General features: G+C 73.0%; 15 protein-coding genes. 6 read left to right on the top strand and 9 right to left on the bottom strand.

From position 1 onward, the window contains the following. Nucleotides 1-239: 239 nt before the first annotated feature. The 8 genes from ACIQU3_RS30770 to ACIQU3_RS30735 all read right to left on the bottom strand — a co-directional run bounded on the left by ACIQU3_RS30770 (nt 240) and on the right by ACIQU3_RS30735 (nt 17,030). Nucleotides 240-2,039: a hypothetical protein gene (locus tag ACIQU3_RS30770; protein ID WP_403928803.1), complete on the bottom strand. Its 1,800-nt coding sequence runs from the start codon at nt 2,037-2,039 to the stop codon at nt 240-242. Continuing rightward, the gene (locus ACIQU3_RS30765) at nt 2,036-4,276 is read right to left on the bottom strand and encodes a CDP-glycerol glycerophosphotransferase family protein (protein WP_403928801.1); all 2,241 of its coding nucleotides are present in this window, start codon (nt 4,274-4,276) and stop codon (nt 2,036-2,038) included. The genes ACIQU3_RS30770 and ACIQU3_RS30765 overlap by 4 nt, the downstream gene beginning before the upstream one ends. Nucleotides 4,277-4,284: 8 nt before the next feature. After that, nucleotides 4,285-6,483, bottom strand: coding sequence for a CDP-glycerol glycerophosphotransferase family protein (locus tag ACIQU3_RS30760; RefSeq protein WP_403928798.1), 2,199 nt, complete (start codon nt 6,481-6,483; stop codon nt 4,285-4,287). 180 nt (nt 6,484-6,663) lie between these two features. Beyond that, the gene (locus ACIQU3_RS30755) at nt 6,664-8,925 is read right to left on the bottom strand and encodes a CDP-glycerol glycerophosphotransferase family protein (protein WP_403928795.1); all 2,262 of its coding nucleotides are present in this window, start codon (nt 8,923-8,925) and stop codon (nt 6,664-6,666) included. A 142-nt stretch (nt 8,926-9,067) separates the two neighbouring features. Further along, nucleotides 9,068-9,928: a carbohydrate ABC transporter permease gene (locus ACIQU3_RS30750; RefSeq protein WP_403727104.1), complete on the bottom strand. Its 861-nt coding sequence runs from the start codon at nt 9,926-9,928 to the stop codon at nt 9,068-9,070. Between the two features lie 91 nt (nt 9,929-10,019). Next, nucleotides 10,020-11,366, bottom strand: coding sequence for a carbohydrate ABC transporter permease (locus ACIQU3_RS30745; RefSeq protein WP_403727102.1), 1,347 nt, complete (start codon nt 11,364-11,366; stop codon nt 10,020-10,022). Nucleotides 11,367-11,370: 4 nt separating this feature from the next. Then, complete coding sequence (locus ACIQU3_RS30740; protein WP_403727100.1) at nt 11,371-12,783, bottom strand: ABC transporter substrate-binding protein; 1,413 nt, start codon at nt 12,781-12,783, stop codon at nt 11,371-11,373. A gap of 176 nt (nt 12,784-12,959) precedes the next feature. After that, nucleotides 12,960-17,030: an FtsK/SpoIIIE domain-containing protein gene (locus tag ACIQU3_RS30735; protein ID WP_403928793.1), complete on the bottom strand. Its 4,071-nt coding sequence runs from the start codon at nt 17,028-17,030 to the stop codon at nt 12,960-12,962. Nucleotides 17,031-17,392: 362 nt separating this feature from the next. On the opposite strand from ACIQU3_RS30735, the gene ACIQU3_RS30730 reads away from it, so the two are divergent. The 4 genes from ACIQU3_RS30730 to ACIQU3_RS30715 all read left to right on the top strand — a co-directional run bounded on the left by ACIQU3_RS30730 (nt 17,393) and on the right by ACIQU3_RS30715 (nt 22,595). After that, on the top strand, nt 17,393-19,096 hold the full coding sequence (locus ACIQU3_RS30730; protein WP_403928790.1) for a serine/threonine-protein kinase: 1,704 nt from the start codon (nt 17,393-17,395) through the stop codon (nt 19,094-19,096). Nucleotides 19,097-19,218: 122 nt separating this feature from the next. Next, nucleotides 19,219-20,466, top strand: coding sequence for a serine/threonine-protein kinase (locus ACIQU3_RS30725; protein ID WP_403928788.1), 1,248 nt, complete (start codon nt 19,219-19,221; stop codon nt 20,464-20,466). Nucleotides 20,467-20,525: 59 nt separating this feature from the next. Beyond that, on the top strand, nt 20,526-21,632 hold the full coding sequence (prfB, locus tag ACIQU3_RS30720) for a peptide chain release factor 2 (RefSeq protein WP_403727092.1): 1,107 nt from the start codon (nt 20,526-20,528) through the stop codon (nt 21,630-21,632). Between the two features lie 291 nt (nt 21,633-21,923). Then, the gene (locus tag ACIQU3_RS30715; RefSeq protein ID WP_403727090.1) at nt 21,924-22,595 is read left to right on the top strand and encodes a hypothetical protein; all 672 of its coding nucleotides are present in this window, start codon (nt 21,924-21,926) and stop codon (nt 22,593-22,595) included. 128 nt (nt 22,596-22,723) lie between these two features. On the opposite strand, the gene ACIQU3_RS30710 is transcribed toward ACIQU3_RS30715, so the two are convergent. After that, nucleotides 22,724-22,915 carry a hypothetical protein gene (locus tag ACIQU3_RS30710; protein ID WP_266456471.1) on the bottom strand — a complete coding sequence of 64 codons (192 nt, stop codon included), beginning with the start codon at nt 22,913-22,915 and terminating at the stop codon, nt 22,724-22,726. A gap of 269 nt (nt 22,916-23,184) precedes the next feature. Between ACIQU3_RS30710 and ftsE the strand changes: the two genes are divergently transcribed. Both ftsE and ftsX read left to right on the top strand, forming a co-directional pair. Then, the gene (gene ftsE, locus ACIQU3_RS30705; RefSeq protein ID WP_003990615.1) at nt 23,185-23,874 is read left to right on the top strand and encodes a cell division ATP-binding protein FtsE; all 690 of its coding nucleotides are present in this window, start codon (nt 23,185-23,187) and stop codon (nt 23,872-23,874) included. 40 nt (nt 23,875-23,914) lie between these two features. After that, entirely contained in the window at nt 23,915-24,832 is a 918-nt protein-coding gene (gene ftsX, locus ACIQU3_RS30700; protein ID WP_403727087.1) for a permease-like cell division protein FtsX, read from the top strand. The last annotated feature ends 18 nt before the right edge of the window (nt 24,833-24,850 follow it).

Below are 24,850 nucleotides of genomic sequence, written 5' to 3'. Positions count from 1 at the left end.
TCCCGCCCCTACGCAGGCCCTGACCCCGGATCACTTCATCGGGTGAAGCCACTGCCCCCACCTGCCGACCGTCACCAGTGCCGCGGCAGGCAACGTTCGCCCCGTCGCGACGCCCGGCACGCCCTCTCGCCGCCCCCGCCGCAAGCCCGAGTACGTCCAGTACGAGGGCTCGCGGCCGGCACGCCGAGAGAACGCACCGGACGCCGCTCCTTCACGGGCAGACGTCGCCTGCCGCGGCACTAGCACAGCGCCCGCTGCGCCGCCGCCGGCCAGCGCGCGAACCGGAACTGCGTCCGCTCGACCGACCCGGTGAGGTTCCGCCAGAACCGCTCGGCGGTGAGCGGCGCGCGCACCGACTCCCGCAGCTCGGCCAGTTCGCCGCAGCTCAGCGCCGCCCGGGCCGCCGCGACCGCCTCCCGCGAGGCCCCGGCCCGCAGCAGATCGCGCTGCGGCGGGTGCTCCGCCGCCCACTCGGCGAAGATCCAGTGGTTGCGCAGGAACTTCTCGTGCCCGGGCCAGCTCCACCGCTCCAGCGCCAGATGCGCACCGATCGGACTGGCCAGCCCCCAGGCGTCGTTGACGTAGGCGTCCAGCGGCGCGGCCGCTCCCGTCACTCCGAGGTGACGGCCCACGATCACCACCCGGTACGGGGCGTCCGGGCGCATCGGCGTCGCGTGCAGCCGCCGCCCGGCGTCGAAGTAGAGCAGCGTGGGCCCGTCCGCCCGCTCCGCCCGGGCCAGCATGGCGCGCCCCTCTGGCAGGGCAGGCCAACCGGACACCCAGGTGGCGGTGCGCACCGGGTTGTGGTCGCGGAGGCTCTCCACGTCGGAACTGCGCACGTTGAACGACCCGGGTGTGCTGCGCACGTCGAACGGCGCCCGCAGCGGGCTGACCGTCGCGCACAGCCACACCACCAGCAGCGCGCCCGCCACAGCCGTGACCCTGGTCGCGGGCACGACCAGCACCGGCAGCAGCAGCAGGAGCAGAGCCGGCAGGATCATGCGGGCGTGCATGTAGTCGCCGCCGACGCGCACCACGTACCCGGCCAGCAGCAGGCCCGCGGCGAGCGGCGCCGACAGGACCGCGAGCGAGGCCCGCCCCGGGACACGGCCCCGCTGCTCCCGGTGGGCGCGCCGCCCCAGCAGGACGGCGAGCCCCCCGAGCACCGGCACGACGGGCCACAGCCAGTACGGCCCGAGCGTCTCCTGCACGTACCCGGCGCCCCGGCTCCAGTCGCTGGCGCTCGCCTCCTTGGCGACGGCGGGCAGCGGCACCAGGATCCCGTAGTACCCCGCCCGGAAGACCTCGTAGGCCAGCGGCACCGCGCCCGCCGAGGCCAGCGTCGCCGCCGTGCCCCGCAGGGTGGGACGCAGCACCCACCACTGCGCCGCCAGGAAGCACACCGTGACCACCGCCAGATCGGGCCTCACCAGCGCACCCAGCCCGAACACGAAGGCCGCCGCGCACGTCTCACGGCCCTCCTGGCCACGCCGGGTCCGCACCAGCAGCCACCACGACAGGCCGGTCCAGAAGACGCTGAGGCCACTCTCCAGACCCGACGTCATGTACGACCAGAACGGCGGCACCGCCAGCAGCACGAACACACCCGCCGGGAGCAGCAGCCCGGCACCCCGGTGCAGTCGGCACGTGGCGAGCAGGGCGAACGCGAATCCGGCGGTGCTCAGCAGCAGCCCCAGTCCGACCGCGAGGAACGCCGGGTCCTCGCCGGTGACCCAGGTGGTCAGCGCGATCAGCCACTGCCAGAGGGTGCCCGTCGAACTCTCCGCCCGCTCCCCGACGTTGAACACCGGCCCGTTGCCCGCCAGGATCTGCCGGACCGGACGCAGGTAGATCAGCCCGTCGTCGCAGATCCAGCGGCGCCGGTAGCCCAGGACGAAGAGGGCCGCGGTGGGCACGGCGACCAGCGCGGCGTGCCACCACCGCACCGGCAGCAGCCGCTCGGCGCCGGCGGGCCGGGCCGAGGACGCCCGCTGACCCGGCAGGGAGGGAACGGCCTCGGGGGTCGCGGGAGTTCTCATCTCTCGATCAGCGCCTCGGGTCGGATGCGGACACCCTCGGTCCGGCGGGCCGCGGGCAGCAGCGCCCCGCCCCGCTCGCCGAGCATCAGCAGCCGGACGACCCGCTCGGCGGCCCGCCCGTCCTCGAACTCGCAGTACCGCTCACGGAAACCGGAGCGCAGCCGCGCCGCCTCCGCGTCCTGCCAGGTGCCGGACGCGAACAGCCAGGCCAGCTCCCGGTACGAACGCGACACATGGCCCGGCGCGTCGGCCGTGATGTCGAAGTAGGCGCCCCGGCTGGCCGCGAACGCGCCCCAGTCGTCGGCGTGGACCACGATCGGCCGGTCCAGCAGGGCGTAGTCGAACATCAGGGCCGAGTAGTCGGTGACCAGCACGTCGGAGGCGAGCATCACGTCCTCGACATGAAGCTCGTCCGTCGCGTCCACCAGCACGCCCCGCCGGTGCAGGTCGGACAGGCCGAGACCGCGCGCGACGCCCGCCGCGAGCGACGGGTGCAGCCGGACGACCAGCGTGTGCCCGGGGCCCAGGTCCTCGGCGAAGCGGGCGAGATCGAACCGGTCGACATGGCCGCCCCGCCGGTAGTCGCGGCGGGTCGGCGCGTACAGCACGACCGTGTCACCGGCCGGGACGCCGAGCCGCTCGCGCACCTCCAGGCCCCGCTCCGGACCGGCGCCGACCAGCACGTCGTTGCGCGGGCTGCCGGTCCGCAGCGAGGTGAAGCGGCACGGAAAGGCCCGCTCCCACGCCCGCTCCGCGTGCCGCCCCGCGACCAGGCTGTAGTCCCAGCGGTCGGCGCGGCGCAGCATCTGCGGCACGTCGAACCCGTGCCGGGCACCCGGCTTGGTCAGCAGGTCGGCGCCCATGTACTTGAGCGGGGTGCCCTGGTGCGTGTGGATGTGCACGCTGCCGGGCCGCTTGGCCAGGGTGCCGGGCCAGTTGACGTTGTTCACCCAGTACGTGGCCCGGGCCATGACCTCGTGGTAGCGCCGCGAGCCCGGCGTCACATGGTCGATACCGGGCGGCAGCGCGTCCACCGCGTCCTCCCGCACCACCCACACGCCCCGGATGTGCGGGGCGATCTCGCACGCCTTCGCGTGGATCGCTGCCGGATCACCGCTCACGCCCCGGTGGTGGGTCGCCGAGTACACGGCCAGGTGCGGATCGAGGGGACGCTTCGACTGGGTCGCGTACCAGGCGCGCCGGGCCGTCTCCGACGCCTTCCCGGCCACCTTGCGCCGCCCGCCCAGGACGGCGGCCCGCAGGTCCCGCAGCCCGCGCGCCGCCGCGTACGACGCGTAGGGCGCCGAGGCCAGCAACCGCATCTCGGCCCCGCGCCAGCCCTCCGGCAGCGGAAAGCCGCCCTCGGGGAGGTGCCGGCGGTGGAAGGAGCGGATCTCCCGGTAGAAGTCGCCCCGGTCGGCGGGCCGCACCCGGTCCTCGCGGGCCAGCACGAACAGCATGTGATCCAGCGCCCGTTCCAGCAGCAGCGGCCGCGCCCAGCCGAGGTCGGGGCGCTGCTCCAGGAACGCGAACAGGCCCTCGTACTGCGGGAAGATGTCGAAGTGCCGCCGCCCGGGTGTTCTGGTGATCGCGCCCTGCCGGCGCTGCCGGTACTCCACGCCGATCCGGTCCAGGCACGCGATGCGTTCGGCCAGCACCATCGACCGGTAGGTGACCGGCGCGTCCTCGTACAGTCCCGCCGCGTACCGCAGGCCGTGCTCCAGGAGGAACGACCGCCGGTAGGCCTTGTTCCAGGCGACCAGGAACAGGTTCAGGTACTGCGGACTCTCCCGGATGCCGAACGTCTCCAGGCCCGCCGCGGCCAGCAGGTCAGCCGCCTCGCTGCGCCCGCCCCGGCCCCACCAGTAGGTGCGCACATGGTCGAAGACCAGGAGGTCCGGGTCGCCGGTCACCGCCAGTCGGGCGGCGACGGCGGCCAGCAGGCCCGGCGTGTAGCGGTCGTCGCTGTCCAGGAACAGCACGTAGTCGCCGGCCGCCTGCGCGAGGCCCGCGTTGCGGGCCCGGCCGAGGCCCACGTTCTCGGACAGGTGCAGCACCCGCACCCGGTCGTCGCGGGCGGCGTACTCGTCGAGGATCGCCCCGCTGCCGTCGGGCGAGCGGTCGTCCACGGCGATCACCTCGAAGTCGCCGTGGGACTGGCCGAGCACCGAGTCGAGACACTCGCGCAGGAAGCCCTGCACCTTGTAGACGGGGACGATGATGCTGAAGCGGGGCACGTCTTCGATCAGCTCCTTGTGAGGGTGGCGGCGGGGGCCGGGACGCGCTCCGCGAGCGGCACCACGTGCGGGATCGACTCGGGCGGCTCCCCCAGCAGCACCCGGCGCACGACGCGCTCGGCGGCCCGCCCGTCGTCGAACTGGCAGAAGCGCTCCCGGAACGCGGCCCGCAGGGACGCGGCGGACGCGTCCGCCCAGGAACCGTCGCGGAAGACGGCCGCCAGTTCCTCGGGCGTGCGGGCGACCCGGCCGGGCGGGAGCTCCATCAGGTCGAAGTAGACGCCACGGGTCTCCCGGTAGACGTCCCAGTCGTCGGCGTACACGACGATCGGCCGGTCCAGATTGGCGTAGTCGAACATGATCGACGAGTAGTCCGTGATCAGCGCGTCCGCGGCCAGGCACACGTCCTCCGACGAGCGGTGCCCGGTGACGTCGATGATCCGCCCGCCGCCCCGGCTCGCCCCCTTGTCGTAGAAGTAGTGGGTGCGCAGCAGCACCACGTAGTCGTCGCCGATCGCCTCGCAGAACTCCGCCAGGTCCAGGCCCGTCTCGAAGCCGGTGGCGTAGTCGCGGTGCGTGGGCGCGTAGAGCAGGGCCTTCTTGCCGTCGGGGACGCCCAGTTCCTTGCGGACGCGGGCCACGTCCTCGGCGGACGCCGTGCAGTAGACGTCGTTGCGCGGATAGCCGTACTCGAGGGTCTCGTGCGCGCTGGGGAACGCCCGCTCCCACATCTCGGTGGAGTGCCGGTTGGAGGTGAGGTTGTAGTCCCAGCGGTCCACCCGGGCCAGCAGCCTGGCGAAGCTGCCGGTCGCCGCGGCCACCACGGGATACGTCGCCTGGTCGGCGCCCATCGTCTTCAGTGGCGTGCCGTGCTGGGTCTGCAGGTGCACGCTGCCGGGCCGCTTGACCACGGCGTCGGCGAAGTTGGCGTTGTTGACCAGGTACTTGGCACGGGCCAGTACCTCCCAGTACTTCCGGCTCCCGAGCACCGCGTATTCCACGTCCGGTGGCACGCTGCCGACCGCGTCCGGCTCCACCAGGAACACCGCGCGCAGGTGCGGCGCCAGTTCGCGGGCCTTGGCGTGGATCGCGGCCGGGTTGCAGGCGTAGCCGCGACCCCAGTAGGCGCAGTACACGACGAGGTTCTCGTCGAGCGGCAGGCGCAGACCCACCGCGTACCGCAGCCGGGTGCGCAGTCCGCGCGGGCGGGGGAGCAGCGCGGCGGCCCGCGACGCCGTCCGGTGGGCGGCGCGCAGGGCACGGAACGCCGCGTACGACCCGGAGGCGAGCAGCCGGTGCTGGACGCCGAGGCTGCCGCCGGGCGCCCGGTACCCGGCGGGGCGGTGCCGCCGGTAGAGCGCGCTCGCCCGCCGGAAGAACGCTCGGCGCCCGCACGTCAGCCGCCGGGGGTGGGCGGCCGTCTTCAGCACGGCCGCGAAGAGCTGCTCGAACAGCGGCGTCAGCCGGTCCGCCGCCAGGTTCTGCTCCGCGGCCTGCGCCAGCACCCGTGCGCACTGGTCGAGCAGTTCGGTGTGGTGCTCGCCGGGCAGCCCCAGCCGGTTGCCCTGCCGGCGCAGCAGATGCCGTACGACGACCGCGCGCAGCGCCGCCATCTGCTCCGCCCGCAGGGCGACCAGCCCGCCGAAACCGATGTCCGTGTAGTGCTCGCCGGGGAAGGCGAGGTTCTGCTCGGTGAGGAAGGCCCGCCGGTAGAGCGCGCTCCACGCGGGGAGCGTCACGCCCGTCAGCCGGGGGGCCTCACTCGGGGAGAAGGCCCTGTCCGGTGTCCTGGCCAGCAGGGGAGCGGCGGGGTTGGTCGGCTCGCCCTCCCACCAGGGAGTGCGCTCGTGCTCGAAGTACAGGACGTCCACGTCGCCCGTCTCGCCCAGCCGGGTGTCCAGCGCCGCCAGCGCCCCTGGGACCAGGACGTCGTCGCCGTCGAGGAACAGCACGTGGCCGCCGACCGCCGCCTTCAGCGCGGCGTTGCGGGCCCCGGCCAGGCCGTCCGACGGCGGCGAGTGCACCGGCGTCACCCGGGAGTCCCGCTCGGCGTACCCGGCGACGACGTCCGCCGCCGGCGCGTCGGGCGCGTCGCACACCGGGATCAGCTCGAAGTCGCCGAACGACTGGGCGAGGACCGAGTCCAGGGCCAGGGACAGCCGGCCCGCGACCCCATGGGACGGGACGACGATGCTGAAGCGGGGCATTCTGCTCTTTCTGTCGAGGGCGGTCCGCCCGGGGCGGTCTTCACAAGGTGGTGGAGGCGGGCCGTCTCATCCGGTGCGCGGGCGGCCCGGCCGCCCGGACGGACGCCACGAGGGCGGTCTGCTGGGCGTCGGCCGCGACGGGCTGGAGGGCATGCGGACTCCCCGAAGTGCGAACCGTGGTCAGAGACGGTCGGTGACGACGGGCGGACCGGCCGGCAACGGCACCGTGGTGAGCGGCTCACGCGTCAGCGAGGCCGCCGCCGACGGCACCGGGCGGCGCTCGCCGAGCGGCACGACCGGCGGCAGCTCCGACTCCCCGAGGACGACCCGGCGCACCACCCGCTCGGCGGCCCGGCCGTCGTCGTAGGTGCAGAACCGCTCGCGGAACGCCGCCCGCAGCCGGCCCGAGCGGGCGCCGTGCCAGTGACCGGTGGCGAAGATGTCGATCAGCTCGTCCTCGCCGCGGGCGACCGCGCCCGGCGGGAAGTCGAGCAGGTCGAAGTAGGTGCCCCGGGCCGCGTCGTACGCCTCCCAGTCGTCGGCGTGGACCACGATCGGCCGGTCCAGGTTGGCGTAGTCGAACATCAGCGACGAGTAGTCCGTGACCAGGGCGTCCGAGGCCAGACAGAGCGACTCCACACTCGGGTGGCCGGAGACGTCGACGACCCGGCCGCAGGTGGTGGTCAGCGGGGCGTCGTAGGCGTGGTGGGCGCGGGCCAGGACGACGAAGCGCGGGCCGAGGCGGCGCGCGATCCGCTGGAGGTCGAGAGCGTGGCGCTGGGAGCGGCGGTAGTCGCGGTGGGTCGGCGCGTACAGGATCGCCACCGCGCCCCGGGGGATGCCGAGCGAGGCGCGCAGCCGGGCCACGTCCGCCGGGGTCGCGGTCCGGAACACGTCGTTGCGGGGGTAGCCGTACTCCAGCGTGGTGTAGCGGCCGGGGTGGACGCGCTCGTGGGTGAGCGTGGTGTGGCGGTTGGCGGACAGCACGTAGTCCCAGCGGTCGACGTCCTTCAGCAGCCGGGTGAAGTCCCGGCCGCGGGCCGCGGCGGGGCGCTCCTGGAGGTCGAGGCCGATGTGCCCGAGCGGGGTGCCGTGCCCGGTCTGGATCAGGACCTGGCCCCGGCGCTTGGCCAGCCGGTCGTCGAAGCCGGTGTTGCTGACCAGGTAGCGGGAGCGGGCGAGCGCCGTCCAGTAGGCGGCCGTCCCGGGGACGATGCGGCGCGGGCCGGGCGGAATCGTGTGGTGGTGCTCGCGGCGGGCGATCCACGCCGTGCGGATGTGCGGCGCGAGGTCGCGGAAGGCCGCCTCCAGCGCGCCGGGGTTGCAGCCGTGGCCGCGGCCGTCGTAGGCGGCGAAGGCGGCACGGTCGGCGCGCAGCGGCAGGCAGCGCTGGACGCGGTAGTGGGTCCTGAGGGCGGCCGAGCGCAGGCCCCGCAGCAGCTTCCCTGCGCTCCGGGTGGTGGCGCGGTGCAGCGCCGACGCCAGTTGGAGGGTGCGGTAGGTGCGGTGCAGGCCGAAGCGGATCAGGACGTGATGGATCCGGTACCGCAGGGAGGCGGGGACGCCGGGGGTGCGGTAGCGCCGGTAGTGGGCGCGGGCCCGGCGCATGAAGTCGGCGCGCGAGCCCCGGGGCAGCCGGTCCCGCCGGGAGTACACGATCACCAGGTGGTGCACCATGCGGCGGAACAACACCGGCCGCCACCGCGCGAGTTCGGGATGCTCGTCGACGAACGCGAAGACCCGGTCGTACTGCTCGAAGACGTCGAAGTGCCGCTCGCTGGTGGTGCGCAGGATGCTGCCCTGCCGCCGCTGCCGGTAGTGCACGCAGACCCGGTCGAGGGTCGCGATCGACTCGGCGGTCATCAGCACCGGGTACGTCCACGGTGTGTCCTCGTAGACACCGGGCGGGAAGACGAAGCCCCCCTCCTCGACGAACTCCCGCCGGTAGGCCTTGTTCCAGGCGACCATCAGCAGCCGCAGCAGCGCCGGCCGGTCCTCCAGGCGGAACGGCGCCGGGCCCCGCTCGGTGAGCTGCGGGGCCGCCTGGTTGCGGATCGCCTCCCCGGTCCAGTACGTGCGCGCGTAGTCGAAGACCAGCACGTCCGGCTCGCCCGTCTCCTTGAGCCGGTCGGCGATCGAGCGCAGCGCGTCGGACGTGAGGGTGTCGTCGCCGTCGAGGAACAGCAGGTAGTCGCCGCTCGCGTGCGCCACGCCGGCGTTTCTCGCACGGCCCAGGCCGACGTTCTCCGGCAGGTGGACGTGACGGACGCGCGTGTCACGGGCGGCGAACTCGTCGATGATCGCACCGCACCCGTCCGGCGAGCAGTCGTCGACGACGATCAGCTCCAGATCGGGACAGGACTGGGAGAGCACCGATTCGAGGCACTCGTGCAGGTACGCCTGAACCTGGTACGCGGGGACAATGACACTGAACCTGGGCAAGAGGCCATCCATCGGTCGGCGCGGGCGTTCGGCCCGGGAACGGCCGATGGGCCGACTTGGTTACGGCGGCTACGGCATACGGGGGAACGCCAAAGGGGCGGCCCGCCCCCGGCCCGCCCCTCCAACTGCCGTGCTCTGAAAGCTATTTGACCGCGCCGGCCATCACACCGGACACGAACTGCCGCTGGAACGCGAAGAAGACGGCCAGCGGAATCACCATCGAGATGAACGCGCCGGGTGCCAGTACGTCGATGTTGTTGCCGAACTGCCGTACCTGCGTCTGCAGTGCGACCGTGATGGGCTGGCTCCCGGAGTCCGAGAAGATCAGCGCGACCAGCAGGTCGTTCCACACCCACAGGAACTGGAAGATGCCGAGGGCCGCGATCGCCGGGGCGCCGAGCGGCATCACGACACGGAAGAACAGGCGCAGTTCACCCGCCCCGTCCAGGCGCGCCGCCTCCAGCAGTTCCCTCGGGATCTCCGCGAAGAAGTTCCGCAGCAGGAACACCGCGAACGGCAGGCCGAAACCGACGTGGAAGAGCACCACGCCGAGCACCGAGCCGAAGAGGCCGATGCTGCCGAAGAGTTCGGCGATCGGGATCAGCGCCACCTGCACGGGCACGACCAGCAGGCCGACCACGCCGAGGAACCACCAGTCCCGGCCGGGGAACTCCATCCAGGCGAAGGCGTAGCCCGCGAGCGAGCCGATGACCACGACCAGCAGCGTCGCCGGCACGGTGATCCAGACCGTGTTCAGCAGGGAGCTGGTGATGTCCTCGTTCTCCAGCAGCTTCGAGTAGTTGTCGAAGGTGATCTGGGAGGGCTCGGTGAACACCTTCCACCAGCCGCTCGCCGCGATGTCCTCCGGCGCGCGGAGGCTCGACAGCAGCAGCCCGATGGTCGGCACCAGCCAGAACACCCCGACGACGATGAGGAACACCCGCAGCAGCCCGCCGCTGACCCCCTCCGCGAGCCGCGATCCCAGCGACCGCCCGGCCTTCATCGCCGCACCTCCCGCCGCAGCCGACGCACGTTACTGTGCTTTTCCGGGGGACGACCCCCGAGCCCCCGGCAGGGGGAGGACCGGGCCCTTGTCATCGCCTGACCTCCCGCCGCAGCCGACGCACGTTGAACCACATCACCGGGACCACGAGCAGCAGCAGGAACACCGAGATGGCGCTCGCGATGCCCGGCTGGTCCTCGGAGAAGCCCTTGCGGTACAGCTCCAGGGCGAGGACGTTCGCGTCGTCCTGGGACGAACCCGGAGCGATGATGAAGACCAGGTCGAAGATCTTCAGCACATTGATCATCAGAGTGACGGTGACGACCGCGAGGACCGGCGCCAGCAGCGGCACCGTGACCCGTCTGAACACCTGCCACTCGCTCGCGCCGTCGACCCGGGCCGCCTCCAGCAGCTCCCGGGGCACGCTCGCGAGCCCGGCCGCGATCAGCACCATCGCGAAGCCCGCCCACATCCAGATGTACGAGCCGATGATGGCCGGGGTGACCAGGGACGGGCCGAGCCAGTCCAGGCCGTTGTACGGCTCCTTGAAGTTGCTCGCCGGGAGCCGGAGCTGGGCCCCGTCGGCCGAGGCGGGCAGGGTGAAGGTGCCGTCGCCCGCGGCCGTCGTCGACGCGACGACCCTGCCGTCCTTCACCGCCTCGATCCTCATGCCGGCGTAGCCGAGCTCGCCCGGGTCGACACCGTTGAGCTTGCCCACGCCCTTGCCGCGCGTGAAGTCCTGCCAGGTCGTGCCCGTGACCTTGTCCGGCTCGGGCTCCGGCACAGCCGCGGCCTTCGCTCCGTCGGGCATCTGATCAGGCGCCACACCCACCAGGGGCAGGGAGACCGCCTCGCCCGTGCGGACGGGCGACGTGGTGACGAACGCGCCCCCGCCGGCCGGCTTCAGCGGCGAGTCGCGGCCCGGGTGGGCCTTCGGGAACGCCGACGCCTGGGCGAACGTGTCGTGCACGCCCACCCACACCGCGTTCGCGACGCCCTTGTCCGGGTCCTGGTCGTACACCAGGCGGAAGATGATGCCCGCCGCCAGCATCGAGATCGCCATCGGCATGAAGACGACCAGCTTGAACGCCGTGCCCCAGCGCACCCGTTCGGTCAGCACCGCGAAGATCAGGCCGAGCGCCGTCGCGACCGTCGGCGCGAACACCACCCAGATGATGTTGTTCTTCAGCGCGGTGCGGATGCCCTCGTCGGTGAAGAGGGCCTTGTAGTTGTCTATTCCGGTGAAGCCGTCACCGGACTGGTCGTAGAAGCTGCGCACGACCGAGTACCCGATCGGGTACACCACGAGCGCGCCGAGCAGGACGAGCGCGGGCAGCAGGAACAGCGCCGCCACGGTCCTGCGGGTGCCGGTCACACTCTTGCGCGACTTGGGAGCGGCAGGGGGCTTGTCGCCCCCTGCCGCCGGAACCGACGTCATGACGTCAGTTCCCGTAGGCCGCTGCCGCTTCGGCCTCCAGCTTCGCCTGCGTCCCCGCGATGTCCTTCGGGTTCTTCAGGAAGTCCTGGAGGATCTTCCACTCGCCCTTGCCGGGCGTACCGCCGAAGGCCTGCGGGGCCTGGTCGGACATGTCGAAGCGGAAGTCGTCACCGGCGTCGATGAGCGCCTTGGCGATCTTCTGCTGCACCGCGTTCGGATAGTCGGAGTTCGGCACGTTCTTGTTGGGCGAGAGGTAGCCGCCCAGCTTGGCCTGGATCGACGCCGCGTCCGGGGAGGCGAGCCAGGTCGCCAGGGCCTGCGACCCCTTCGAGTCCTCCAGGATCACGGCCGCGTCGCCGCCCGAGACCACCGGGCCCTGGTCACCCACGGCCGGGAACGGGAACACCTTCGCGTCCGTCCCGATCTTCATGCTCGACGGGATGTTGACCTGCGCGAAGTCACCCGCCGCGACCATGGCCGCCTTGGGCTGGTCCCCGCCGGTGAAGACCTGCGTGACGGAGGCCGGGAAGTCGGTCTGCAACGCCCCGTTCGCCCCGCCGGCGATCCAGTCGGGCTTGCCCCAGACCTGCGCGAGAGTGGTCAGGGCGTCCTTCACGGACGGATCCGTCCACTTGATCTCGTGCTTGGCCAGCTGGTCGTACTTCTCCGGGCCGGCCTGGGAGAGATAGACGTTCTCGAACCAGTCGGTCAGCGTCCAGCCCTCGGCCGCGCCGATGGAGAACGGAGTGACGCCGGAGTCGAAGACCGTCTGCGCGGTGTTCAGCAGGTCCGGCCACGTCTCGGGCTCACTGGCCCCAGCGTTCTCGAAGACCTGGTTGTTGTACCAGATCAGGGACTTGTTGGCGGCCTTGTAGTACACGCCGTACGGCTTGCCGTTCACCTTGCCGATGTCCTGCCAGCCCTGCGAGTAGTTCTCGCCGAGCTCCTTGACGGCGTCGGAGCCCAGCTGTTTGGCCCAGCCCTTGTCGACGGCCTGCTTGATGGCGCCGGGCTGCGGCAGCATCACGATGTCCGGCGGCTGCCCGCCGGCCACCTTCGAGCCGATGAAGTTGATGATGGGGTCCTGTGCGGGCACGAAGGTGACCTTGGCGCCCGTGCGCTTCTCGAACTCCTGCAGGACCTTCTTGAAGTTGGCCTGTTCCGTGCCGGTCCACACGGCGGCGATCTCCAGGCTCGTCCCGTCGAGCTTGGGAAGGGTGACGTTGTCTGCGGATCCCGTGGTGTCGCCCGTGCTTCCACCGCTGTCGTTGTCGCTGCTTCCGCAGGCGGAGAGCGAGAGCGCGAGGGCTCCCGCCGCGACGGCGGCCGCGGCCTTGACGGCTCTGCGGCTCCGGGGGGTCGCCGTGTCCCGCTCGGGCGACCAGCGTGTACGGATGGTGCTGCTCGTCATGCGCATGACTGCCCCGCTTCTTCGTTCCTCGTCGAACGTCGAGCGCGCTCCCGTGCGATCTGGTCTACGCCCGGGTGTGCGGGGGCGGCAAGATGGCGTCGGCTGTCAAGCGGGGGATCGTGACTCCCTCGTGACCAGCGACGCGGCCCCATGACCCGGCGGGGGCCGAAGGCCCTCCCCGCTCACAGGAGCGACGGCACCTTCGCAGCCGCGACCTCCCGTGCCGCCCTTTCCAGCGCGCTGGCCAACAGTGCCAGGTCGGTCGGGCCGTTTCCGAGTTCCCGCACCGGGCGCCGCGCCGGAGGGTCACCCATGCGGTGCCATTCCAGGGGGACGACCGTGGGACGCAACGTCGCCGTCCGGGGTATCCGGCCGGTGACCCGGCCCCCCTGGAACGGGGTGACCCGCCCGTCCGCCCCCGTCAGCCGCCCCCGGCCGGGCGCGGGCTCCTCCGGGCCCGGTGCCGGGGCGTCCAGCGCGACACGCAGCGTGGCCCGGCGCGCCGGTTCCGTCTCCGCCGTACGGGCGCACAGGCCGGTGGCCGCGACCAGATGCACACCGAGCCGCTCGCCGTCCCGGGCCACGGCCTCCAGGGCGCGCATCACCGACCCGGCCGCGGGCCGCCCGGTCGAGCCGAGCGCGGGGGAGACCAGCGCGTCCAGATCGTCCACGACCACGACGAGCCGGGGCAGCGGCGGTGCGGCCCCCTCCGTCTGCCGCCGGGCCGCTCCCGGCCGCAGCCGCATGGTGGAGCTCGACGGGGATTCGAGGTCGCCGGACCCCGCGGCGGACGTCGTCTCGGTCCGGGCGCCGCCCCGCGCCGTCGCCGTGCGCTGCGCGACCATACGGCCCGACAGCTCGCGGCCGGTGTGCCACTCGGCGAAGTCGGACCGCCCGAGCAGCTCGGCGCGCCGCTTCAGCTCGGCGCTCAGGGACTGCGCGAACTCCCGCATCCGGACCGGGTCGTGCGCCATGAGGAGGGTGGTGACGTGCGGGACGTCCGTACACACCCGCAGTCCCTCGCCCTGGCCGCCGCCCGCGCCGGGGCCGCCCCGGCCGTCGACCAGCACGATGCCGAGGCGGTCCGGCCGCTCGGCGGCGGCCAGGGACGCGACGACCGACCGCAGCAGCTCCGTACGGCCGCTGCCCGGGGGGCCCTCGATCAGCAGGTGGGGCCCCTGGGCCGCGAGGTCCACACCGACCGGGCCGCGCGGACCGGCGCCCAGCACCGCGCGCACGCGTCCGCCCAGCGCCTCGGCGTCGTCGGCCGCATCCGCCCAGCGCGCCATCAGCGACGCCGGGGTGGCGCGGGCCAGCCCCAGTTCGTCCAGCAGCCGGGCCGCCTGCGGCAGCGGCGCGGAGACCCGCGGCTGCCCTTCGCTCGCCCGGCCGTCCGTCCGCAGCGGCGCCAGCGCCCTGGCGAACCGCTCCGCCCAGGCCGCGGAGACGGCGTCGACGGTGGCGACGGTGCCGTGCCCGACGGGCCCGGCCGACGAGTCGTCACCACCGGCCCGGGCCACCCGCATCAGCCGCAGGGCCGTCGCCACGTCCCCGCTGAGCAGCGCGACCGCGCCGCACTGCCGGAAGGCCGGCGCGACCGAACAGGCTGCCTCGTACGTGTCCGTCACCGGCGAGGCCGGGGAGGCGGCGGCCGTCTCGGCCAGACAGACCACGTGGATTCCGGCGCGGGGGCCCTCCAGCGCCAGCCGCCCGAGGGCCCCGCGCAGGTCGGCACCGCCCGGGTCGCCGTCGACGACCACGACGGTGTACGGACCCGGGAAACCGCCGGCCGTGTCGCTGCCGGCGTCGTCGACCAGGGCCCAGGAGGGGCGGCGGGGACCGGGGACGGTCCGGCTCCGGGGCACGGCGCCGGTCAGTTGTGAGCCGCCGCTCGCCGAGGCACTCGGCGGCGGACCGCCGAGCCCCGCGTCCGCCAGCTGGTCCTCCAGCCGGCGGGTCAGCTCGTCGACACGGGCGGCGGCCTGCTCCCGGTCGTGCGCCAGGAGCAGTCGGCAGTCCTGCCCGTGCCCCGGGCGCACGTGCGGCAGCCAGCCCAGCCAGGACCACTCGGCGGTGCGCTCCTCCAACGGACGGGAGCGGTCCGCGGCGATCAGGACGATCTCCAGCATGTCGGGGGAGTGCAGCGCGGCGAGCTGGGCCAGGACGGCACGGGTCAGCCCGGTCAGCCGCGCCCGCGGCCCGGCCAGTCCCAGGGCGCCGACCTCGCGCAGCCCGGCCGTCACGGGAACGGCCGGCAGCAGGCCCGAGCCGTCCGGCGCCGCCCGGTCGGCCGTACCCAGGCGTATGGCGAGGGCCTCCGGATGGCCGGGGCCGCGCTCCCACAGCCTGGGGCCGGGCCCCAGCGCGGTGAGCAGCAGCGTGGCCGGGTCCGGCCAGGTCTCCGGCACGCCCGGCACGACGACCGGGTGGTGCTCCGCGGCCGCCACCGCGACCGACTCGTCCTCGTATGCCTCGCGTGGTTCCGCCGTCTGTTCGCCACGCCCCCCGGTCAGCCGCCGGGCCCACGCGCCGAGCCCGCCTCGCCTGCGGGTCTGCGGGGGCAGGTCGGTGCCGCGCAGGGGAGTGCCCTTGCGTCCGCGACCGGCACGCTGGTCGGCGAGGGCCGCGTCGTCGGGGCCGGCGTCCGCGCCCCAGGGGCGGTGATCGTTTCCGTCCGTGGCGCCGGCGCCGTACGCCGGTGCGGTGCGGTCAGGGACCGCGTCGCCGAACGCCCCGGCCATGGAACGGCCGGCGTGCGTGTCCCCGGCGCCGTCCGCCGGCCGGCCCGCGTCGCTCTGCCGTGCGGCCTCGGCCGGAGCGGCGTCGTGCTGCCGGGTGGTCCTGCGGGGGTCCGCCGGTGAACCGGTGCGCCGTGCGTGTGCCTCCGCGGACCGCTGCGCGGCCCCGGCGGCCGACTGCCGACGCGTCTCACCGGTGCCGCCGGTCGGCACATCACTCCACCCGTCCCCCGCGTGCGCCGCGCCTCCGGGGCCGGGGGAGGGCACCTCGCCCCGGCGGTCTCCCGCAGGGGCCGTGCCCGCAGCACCGGGGGACCGCACCTGCTTCCGGCTCCCCGCCGAGAGGTCGCCCCCGGCTCCCGGGGTCGGCACCTCGCCCCGGGAGTCTCCCGCAGGGGCCGTGCCCGCAGCACCGGGGGACCGCACCTGCTTCCGGCTCCCCGCCGAGAGGTCGCCCCCGGCTCCCGGGGACGGCACCACGCTCCGGCGGTCTCCGGAGGGGGCCGTGCCCCCGCCGCTCGCAGCGAGCGCTTCGCCGGCCTGGCCCCGCTCCTGCGACACGGCCTGGCCCCGCTCCCGCGGCGCTTCGGACCCTGCGCCCCTGTCCTCTTTCCGCGGCGCCTCCGACGCCGCGTCCGGGCCCTCGCTCCCGCTCCGCGGCGCGTGCGCGGCCCCGCCCGCGGATTCGCCCTCGATCCGGGGCGCAGCGCCCTGTCCCGGCACCACGGCGGGATCCGCGGGGCCATGACCGGTGGCACCCGGCACGCCCCAGGCAGCCGCGCCGTGAGCGTAGTGCGCGGGGCCCGCGGGGCCGGCCGGACCCGGAGCCGCCGCGTCGATCCCGGGTACCCCGGCGGGCCCGGCCACGCGCACGTGCCCTTCCCCGTCCGGAGTCGTCTCCACCCGGGCCCCCGGCCCCCCGGCCGGAGCCAGCCGCAGCGCCGACTCGCCGATCCGCAGCAGCGCACCCGGCACGAACGGGACCGCCCGGCCGCCGATTCGCGCGCCGCTCACCGTCGTGCCGTTCGTGGAGTCCAGGTCGGCGACCGCGACGCGGCCGTCCGCGCCCACCGTCACCGCGCAGTGCAGCCGGGAGACGTCCGGGTCGTCGAGCGGTACGTCCGCGTCCGCGGAACGGCCGATGCGGATCTCGCCGCCGTGCAGCAGATGGACTCCGCCGGCGTCGGGACCGGCCACGACCTGGAGCTGGGCCGGGGCGTCCGCCAGCTCCGGGTGCGGCTCCGGCTCGCCGGGCGCGCCGACGGACAGCACGGCACCGTCGGTCAGCGGCGGCTCGCCGAGCGTGCAGCGCTGGGCGTCCAGCCGCTGCTCCCCGGCGTACAGCACGGGCGCGCCCGAACCGTCACCGCCGGTGACCGCCTGGGCGAGCGCCGACGCCACCGCGGCGAGCGCCGTACCGGCGGGGGCCGTGACCAGCACGTCGCTGCGCGGGGCGCGGTCCCGCGCCGGCGCCGACGGGCCCAGCGGATCTACGACGGTCAGCCGGATCTGCATCGCCGTCAGCGGTCCCTTCTGCCCGGGCGCGGAGTCCCCCACCCCGCCCCAGCACGTCGGCCAGTACTGGCAGCATCCTCGCACCTGCCACTGACAGTGCGCCCCTCGCTCCGGAAAAGGTGATCTTGATTGGTCGGCTCTGCCCGCAAAAGTGCCTGAGAGATGACCCACAGGCGATCGCTTGAGATCACTCACGTTCCCCTGCGGCAACCACGAGACCGAGGTGAGCGTCTTTCCTTAGAACGAGTGTGAGGGGCGCTACGTAAGACCCACAGAAAGACGACACACCGGTCCCCGGCCCCCCGGCACTACAGTGGGTCGGACAGGCCAGCAGGCAAGGCAAGCACCAGGGAGCGCATGACGTGCGGCCGGTAGGCAGCAAGTACCTGCTCGAGGAGCCGCTCGGACGCGGCGCCACGGGCACCGTCTGGCGAGCCCGCCAGCGCGAGACGGCGGGCGCCGAGGCAGCCGTGCCCGGACAGCCCGGCGAGACCGTCGCGATCAAGGTCCTCAAGGAGGAGCTGGCCGGCGACCCGGACATCGTCATGCGGTTCCTGCGTGAGCGGTCCGTCCTGCTGCGGCTGACCCATCCGAACATCGTCCGGGTCCGTGACCTGGTCGTCGAGGGCGAGCTGCTGGCGCTGGTCATGGACCTCGTAGAGGGTCCCGACCTGCACCGCTACCTGCGCGAGAACGGCCCCTTCACCCCGGTCGCCGCGGCCCTGCTCACCGCCCAGATCGCCGACGCGCTCGCCGCCAGCCACGCCGACGGCGTGGTCCACCGCGACCTCAAGCCGGCCAACGTCCTGCTCCAGCAGTACGACGGGCAGATGCACCCGCTGCTCACCGACTTCGGCATCGCCCGGCTGGCCGACTCCCCGGGCCTGACCCGCACCCAGGAGTTCGTCGGCACGCCCGCGTACGTCGCCCCCGAGTCCGCCGAGGGCCGCCCGCAGACCTCCGCCGTCGACATCTACGGCGCCGGCATCCTGCTGTACGAGCTGGTCACCGGCCGCCCGCCGTTCTCCGGCGGCTCCGCCCTCGAGGTGCTGCACCAGCACCTGAGCTCCGAGCCGCGCCGCCCCTCCACGGTCCCCGACCCCCTGTGGACGGTCATCGAGCGCTGCCTGCGCAAGAACCCGGACGAGCGCCCCAGCGCCGAGAACCTCGCCCGCGGCCTGCGCGTCGTCGCCGAGGGCATCGGGGTGCACGCGAACTCCGCGCAGATCGCCGCCGCCGAGGGCGTCGGCATGCTCCTCGTGCCCGACCCGGCCCCCGCGCCGGTGCCGGACACGCCCGGCGCGGCCGACCCCACCCAGGTCCTCCCGCAGGGCGCCGGCTCGTACGACCCGAACGCCGCGACCAGCGTCATGCCGCACACCGCCGGCCCGGCCGGCGCCGCCGACCCCACCGCCGTCATGAACCACCGGGGTGCGGCCGACCCGACCGCCGTCATGCCCCCGGTCCCGCCGGGCTCGCCCGGCCACCCCGGCGGGCAGAACCAGCAGGGCGGGCCCGAGGACCCGCACCCCTGGCAGAACCAGCTGCGGGCGGCCCGCGACCGCAACGAGCAGACGCAGGTCCAGTACCTCGACCCGAACGAGGATCCGCTGCGCCGCCGCCCCCAGCGCCAGGTCGCCCGGCCCCAGCAGCCGCCGCGCCGCCAGGCCCCCCCGCCCGGGCCCGGCTACGGCCACCCGCAGCCCCAGCCCCAGCCCCAGCCCCAGCAGTACGCCCCGCAGCCGCAGCGGCCCCAGCCGCCACAGCGCTACGCCCCGCCCGCGCCCCCGGCCCAGCCCCAGCAGCCGCAGCGGCCTCAGCGTGAGCCCCGGCAGCCGCGCCAGCGCAGCGCCAACCCGATGCGGATCCCCGGCCTGGGCTGCCTGAAGGGCTGCCTCTTCACGATCGTCATCCTGTTCGTCGCGGGCTGGCTGGTGTGGGAACTGAGCCCGCTCCAGGAGTGGATCGGCACTGGCAAGGGCTACTGGGACCAGCTCACCGACTGGTTCTCCACCGTGACCGGCTGGTTCGAGAAGCTCGGCGGGAGCGGTTCCGGCACGAACTGACCGGAACCGCCCTGCGGGGTTGGTGATTTGTCGACACCCGGGGGGTGATTTCCGCCTCCCCGGTGAAGGTTGGCTCTCCGGACGCGTAGTTTTAGCGACAACACGCGTCGGTAGGAGCAGCCTTGGCACGGAAGATCGGCAGCCGGTACACCGCCCACCAGATCCTCGGGCGGGGCAGCGCCGGCACGGTGTGGCTGGGCGAGGGTCCCGAAGGCCCCGTCGCCATCAAGCTGCTGCGCGAGGACCTCGCGTCCGACCAGGAACTCGTCGGCCGCTTCGTCCAGGAGCGCACGGCGCTGCTCGGCCTGGAGCACCCGCACATGGTGTCCGTGCGCGACCTGGTCGTCGACGGCAACGACCTGGCGCTCGTCATGGACCTCGTCCGCGGCACGGACCTGCGCACCCGGCTGGACCGGGACCGGCGCCTGGCCCCCGAGGCGGCCGTCGCGATCGCGGCCGACATCGCCGACGGACTGGCCGCCGCGCATGCCGCGGGCGTGGTGCACCGGGACGTCAAGCCGGAGAACGTGCTCCTGGACATGCAGGGCCCGCTCGGCCCCGGCGGCTCCCACCGCGCGCTGCTGACCGACTTCGGCGTGGCCAAGCTCATCGACACCCCGCGCCGCACCAAGGCCACCAAGATCATCGGCACCCCGGACTACCTCGCCCCGGAGATAGTCGAGGGCCTGCCCCCGCGCGCGTCCGTCGACATCTACGCGCTCGCCACGGTCCTCTATGAGTTGCTGGCCGGCTTCACCCCCTTCGGCGGCGGCCACCCGGGCGCGGTCCTGCGCCGGCACGTCACGGAGACGGTCGTCCCGCTGCCCGGCATCCCCGACGAGCTGTGGCAGCTGCTGGTGCAGTGCCTGGCCAAGGCCCCGGCCTCGCGGCTGCGGGCCTCGGAGCTCGGGGTCCGGCTGCGGGAGCTGCTGCCGATGCTGGAGGGCATGCCCCCGCTGGAGGTCGACGAGCCGGACACCGAGACCGCGGAGGAGTCCGGCCGGGAGGAGCAGCCCGCCGGACCGGCGCCGGCCGGCGAGCGGGTCCGGCGGCGGGGCGCGGTCCCGCTGGTGCCGGGCGCGAAGCCCACCGACTCCAACCGGGACACCCACACCTCGATGCGCGTCCCCGCCCCCGACGAGCTGGCCGGGGGCGCCCACGGCACGGCCCGGGCCCCGCGCACCCCGGGTGCCCCGCGCCCCGGCTCGGCCCGCAACCGAGCCGCCACCCGGCGCCGCCGGGTGACCCTGGGAGCGTGCGCGGTCGCCCTCGCGGCGGCGATCGGCGTCGGAGCCTGGCTGACCACGTCGGGCGACGACGGGAGCGCACCGCCCGAGGACACGAAGAACTCGGCCCCGCAGACCCCCTGAGCCCGGCGGCCCGGGCCGCCCTGCGATGGCCGGCGGGCGGAGCCGTTACGCTGGAGGGCGTGGCAGTCGTCGACGTATCCGAAGAGCTCAAGTCCCTCTCCTCGACCATGGAGTCGATCGAGGCCGTTCTGGACCTCGACAAGATGAGGGCAGACATCGCCGTGCTCGAGGAGCAGGCGGCCGCGCCGTCCCTCTGGGACAACCCCGATGAGGCGCAGAAGATCACCAGCAAGCTGTCCCACCTCCAGGCCGAGGTGCGCAAGGCCGAGGCCCTGCGTGGTCGTATCGATGACCTGGGAGTCCTCTTCGAGATGGCCGAGGAGGAGGACGACCCGGACACCCGCGCGGAGGCCGAGTCCGAGCTCGCAGCCGTGAAGAAGGCGCTGGACGAGATGGAGGTCCGCACCCTCCTGTCCGGCGAGTACGACTCCCGTGAGGCCGTGGTCAACATCCGCGCCGAGGCCGGGGGCGTCGACGCCGCCGACTTCGCCGAGAAGCTCCAGCGCATGTATCTGCGCTGGGCCGAGCAGCGCGGCTACAAGACCGAGGTCTACGAGACGTCGTACGCGGAGGAGGCCGGCATCAAGTCGACCACCTTCGCCGTCCAGGCGCCCTACGCCTACGGCACGCTCTCCGTCGAGCAGGGCACGCACCGGCTCGTGCGCATCTCGCCCTTCGACAACCAGGGCCGGCGCCAGACGTCCTTCGCGGGCGTGGAGATCCTGCCCGTGGTCGAGCAGACCGACCACATCGAGATCGACGAGTCCGAGCTGCGCGTGGACGTGTACCGCTCGTCCGGCCCCGGGGGCCAGGGCGTCAACACCACCGACTCCGCGGTGCGCCTCACCCACCTCCCCACCGGCATCGTCGTCTCCTGCCAGAACGAGCGCTCGCAGATCCAGAACAAGGCCACGGCCATGAACGTGCTCCAGGCCAAGCTGCTGGAGCGGCGCCGCCAGGAGGAGCAGGCCAAGATGGACGCCCTCAAGGGCGACGGCGGCAACTCCTGGGGCAACCAGATGCGTTCCTACGTCCTGCACCCGTACCAGATGGTGAAGGACCTGCGCACCGAGTTCGAGGTCGGCAACCCCGAGGCCGTGTTCAACGGCGAGATCGACGGTTTCCTCGAAGCCGGAATTCGCTGGCGCAAGCAGCAGGAGAAGTAAGTTTGTCGACAAGGCAACTGCCGCCTTCCGGGCGGCAGTTGCCTTTTGCGTACCCCCATGTCCGGGTTTTACATCACACTCACAGCCCTGGACTCCCGGCAAAACTCCCGTAGTTGGACACGGTGGCCGCAAACGGCCTTGACGTGTTCTTGAAAAATGGGAAGGGTAAAGCGCGGCATGCGTGTCTCTGGGGCGCATGTGAACCGGGGCGCCTTTTCACCGCAGCCGTCCCCGTCGAGCACAGCCCCGAGCGCTGCCTAATGACGATGAGCTACTGGGGGTAGCAACCACATGACGAAGAAGACGCGGATCCGTGTCGCGCGGATAGCGGCCGGTGCCGTGATCGCCGCCGGCGCCTCGCTGACCGCCGCCGGTGCGGCATCCGCTCTCGACCTGGGTGTGAGCGTCGGCCTCGGCGACACCGGCGTCGGTGTCGGCGTGAGCGCCGGCGACGACGAGCCGACCGACCCGCCGACCGAGCTCCCGACCGACCCGCCCACGGACCTCCCGACGGACCCGCCGTCGACCGAGGAGCCCACCGAGGAGCCGACCGAGCCGACGGAAGAGCCCACCGAGCCGACCGAGGACCCGACCGACACCCCGTCCGACCCGGGCAACGGGAACGGCACCGGCGGCGGCAACGGTGGCGACAACGGCAACGGCGGCGGTAACGGTAACGGCGGCGGTAACGGCAACGCCAACGGTGGCAGCACCGGTGGCGGCAACAACGCCGACCCCGACGGCGGCACCTCGCCGCAGGAGGAGGGCTCCTCCGCCCTCACCGACACCGGCTCGGACTCGACCCCGGCCCCGCAGGCCCAGGGCAACGGCAAGGAGCTCGCCGAGACGGGTGCCGCGCAGACCACCTTCCTGGTGATCGGTGCCGCCACGATGATCGCCGGCGGTGTCGGCTTCCGTCTGCTGCCCCGCCTCGCGAGCGGCCGCGGCGGCGCTGCCGCCTGACGGTAGCCACGTCCGTACGGACCGTGCGCGCTGAGCGACACGCCGAGGGCCCGGAGCGACACGCTCCGGGCCCTCGGCCATGGTCGGCAGGGGGGCTTACGCCCTGAGGAACGGGGCGGCCTGTGCCCCTACGCGGTCTGGTGCGCCAGCAGGGCCACTGCCGCGATCAGCACGGTCAGCAGGGCGATGAGAGTCATCGGGTTCAGGCCCGCCAGGAAGTTCTCCTGCTGCAGCCGCTCGCGGTTCGCGCGGCACACGGGGCAGCGGCCCTCGTTCACGGGGGACGCGCAGTTCGCGCACACCAGCCGGTCGTACGTCATGCGCTTGCCCTCCTTGCACCGGTTCCACGGTGTCCAACGTCCGTGGTGGTGGGAATGTTCCCCCCTCCACTCTGCCAGGTTCCGCCGGCCGTCGCGCGGCTGCGCGATTTCTGTGGCTGTACGCACAGTGCCCGCGTGCCCTCCGGCGCTCGGCTCGGGGCTCGGAACAAATGGCACATCCGTGGCGCAACCACGGTCGGTGACTGCGGTGCCCCACCCGGTTCGCGTATGGTCACGCTCATCTACCCCCGGCGACCCGTGGTGCATCCGTGATCCGATTCGACAACGTGTCCAAGGTCTACCCCAAGCAGACCCGCCCCGCCCTCAGGGATGTCTCCCTGGAGGTCGAGAAGGGCGAGTTCGTCTTCCTCGTGGGGTCCTCCGGCTCCGGAAAGTCCACCTTCCTGCGGCTGATCCTCCGCGAGGAGCGGTGCAGCCACGGTCAGGTGCACGTTCTGGGCAAGGACCTCGCCCGCCTCTCCAACTGGAAGGTGCCGCAGATGCGGCGCCAGCTGGGGACGGTGTTCCAGGACTTCCGCCTGCTGCCGAACAAGACGGTCGGCGAGAACGTCGCCTTCGCGCAGGAGGTCATCGGCAAGTCGCGCGGCGAGATCCGCAAGTCCGTGCCGCAGGTGCTCGACCTCGTCGGGCTCGGCGGCAAGGAGGACCGGATGCCCGGCGAGCTCTCCGGTGGTGAACAGCAGCGCGTCGCCATCGCGCGGGCCTTCGTCAACCGGCCGAAGCTCCTCATCGCCGACGAGCCCACCGGCAACCTCGACCCGCAGACGTCGGTCGGCATCATGAAGCTGCTCGACCGCATCAACCGGACGGGCACGACCGTGGTGATGGCCACGCACGACCAGAACATCGTCGACCAGATGCGCAAGCGCGTCATCGAACTGGAGAAGGGCCGCCTCGTCCGCGACCAGGCCCGCGGTGTCTACGGCTACCAGCACTGATACCGCACCCGAGATCCACGGAAAGGCATAACCAGTCGCCATGCGCGCCCAGTTCGTCCTGTCGGAGATCGGTGTCGGTCTCCGCCGCAACCTGACGATGACCTTCGCCGTCGTCGTCTCCGTCGCCCTGTCGCTCGCCCTGTTCGGCGGGTCGCTCCTGATGAGCGACCAGGTCAACACCATGAAGGGCTACTGGTACGACAAGGTCAACGTCTCGATCTTCCTCTGCAACAAGAGCGACGCCGAGTCCGACCCCAACTGCGCCAAGGGGGCGGTGACCGACGACCAGAAGAAGCAGATCAGGGCCGACCTCGACAAGATGAACGTCGTCCAGGCGGTCGCGTACGAGTCGCAGGACCAGGCGTACAAGCACTACAAGGAGCAGTTCGGCGACTCCCCGCTGGCCAGCTCCCTCACGCCGGACCAGATGCAGGAGTCGTACCGCATCAAGCTGAAGGACCCGGAGAAGTACCAGGTCATCGCCACCGCGTTCAACGGCCGGGACGGCGTGCAGTCCGTGCAGGACCAGAAGGGCATCCTGGACAACCTCTTCAAGCTGCTGAACGGCATGAACTGGGCCGCCCGGGCGGTGATGGCGCTGATGCTGGTCGTGGCGCTGATGCTGATCGTCAACACCGTGCGTGTCTCGGCGTTCAGCCGCCGGCGTGAGACGGGCATCATGCGGCTGGTCGGCGCCTCCGGCTTCTACATCCAGGCGCCGTTCATCATGGAGGCCGCGGTCGCCGGTCTCATCGGCGGCACCCTCGCGTGCGGCTTCCTGCTGATCGCGCGCTACTTCCTCATCGACCACGGACTGGCCCTGGCCGACCAGCTGACACTGATCAACTTCATCGGCTGGGACGCCGTCCTCACCAAGCTGCCGCTCATCCTCGCGACGAGCCTTCTGATGCCCGCGTTGGCCGCGTTCTTCGCGCTGCGCAAGTACTTGAAGGTGTGACGCATGCCAAGAAGGGCC

This window comes from Streptomyces sp. NPDC101110, from assembly GCF_044759525.1.
In the GTDB taxonomy this organism is placed as follows: domain Bacteria; phylum Actinomycetota; class Actinomycetes; order Streptomycetales; family Streptomycetaceae; genus Streptomyces.
Note: the sequence above shows the minus strand (reverse complement) of the source record. Positions and strands in the feature narration are given on the sequence as shown.

Excerpts from the sequence above, each read along its gene's own strand:
- ACIQU3_RS30770 (WP_403928803.1), bottom strand. The coding sequence starts at position 2,039 with ATGAGAACTCCCGCGACCCCCGAGGCCGTTCCCTCCCTGCCGGGTCAG.
- ACIQU3_RS30760 (WP_403928798.1), bottom strand. The coding sequence starts at position 6,483 with ATGCCCCGCTTCAGCATCGTCGTCCCGTCCCATGGGGTCGCGGGCCGG.
- ACIQU3_RS30750 (WP_403727104.1), bottom strand. The coding sequence starts at position 9,928 with ATGAAGGCCGGGCGGTCGCTGGGATCGCGGCTCGCGGAGGGGGTCAGC.
- ACIQU3_RS30745 (WP_403727102.1), bottom strand. The coding sequence starts at position 11,366 with ATGACGTCGGTTCCGGCGGCAGGGGGCGACAAGCCCCCTGCCGCTCCC.
- ACIQU3_RS30740 (WP_403727100.1), bottom strand. The coding sequence starts at position 12,783 with ATGCGCATGACGAGCAGCACCATCCGTACACGCTGGTCGCCCGAGCGG.
- ACIQU3_RS30735 (WP_403928793.1), bottom strand. The coding sequence starts at position 17,030 with ATGCAGATCCGGCTGACCGTCGTAGATCCGCTGGGCCCGTCGGCGCCG.
- ACIQU3_RS30715 (WP_403727090.1), top strand. The coding sequence starts at position 21,924 with ATGACGAAGAAGACGCGGATCCGTGTCGCGCGGATAGCGGCCGGTGCC.
- ACIQU3_RS30710 (WP_266456471.1), bottom strand. The coding sequence starts at position 22,915 with ATGACGTACGACCGGCTGGTGTGCGCGAACTGCGCGTCCCCCGTGAAC.
- ftsX (WP_403727087.1), top strand. The coding sequence starts at position 23,915 with ATGCGCGCCCAGTTCGTCCTGTCGGAGATCGGTGTCGGTCTCCGCCGC.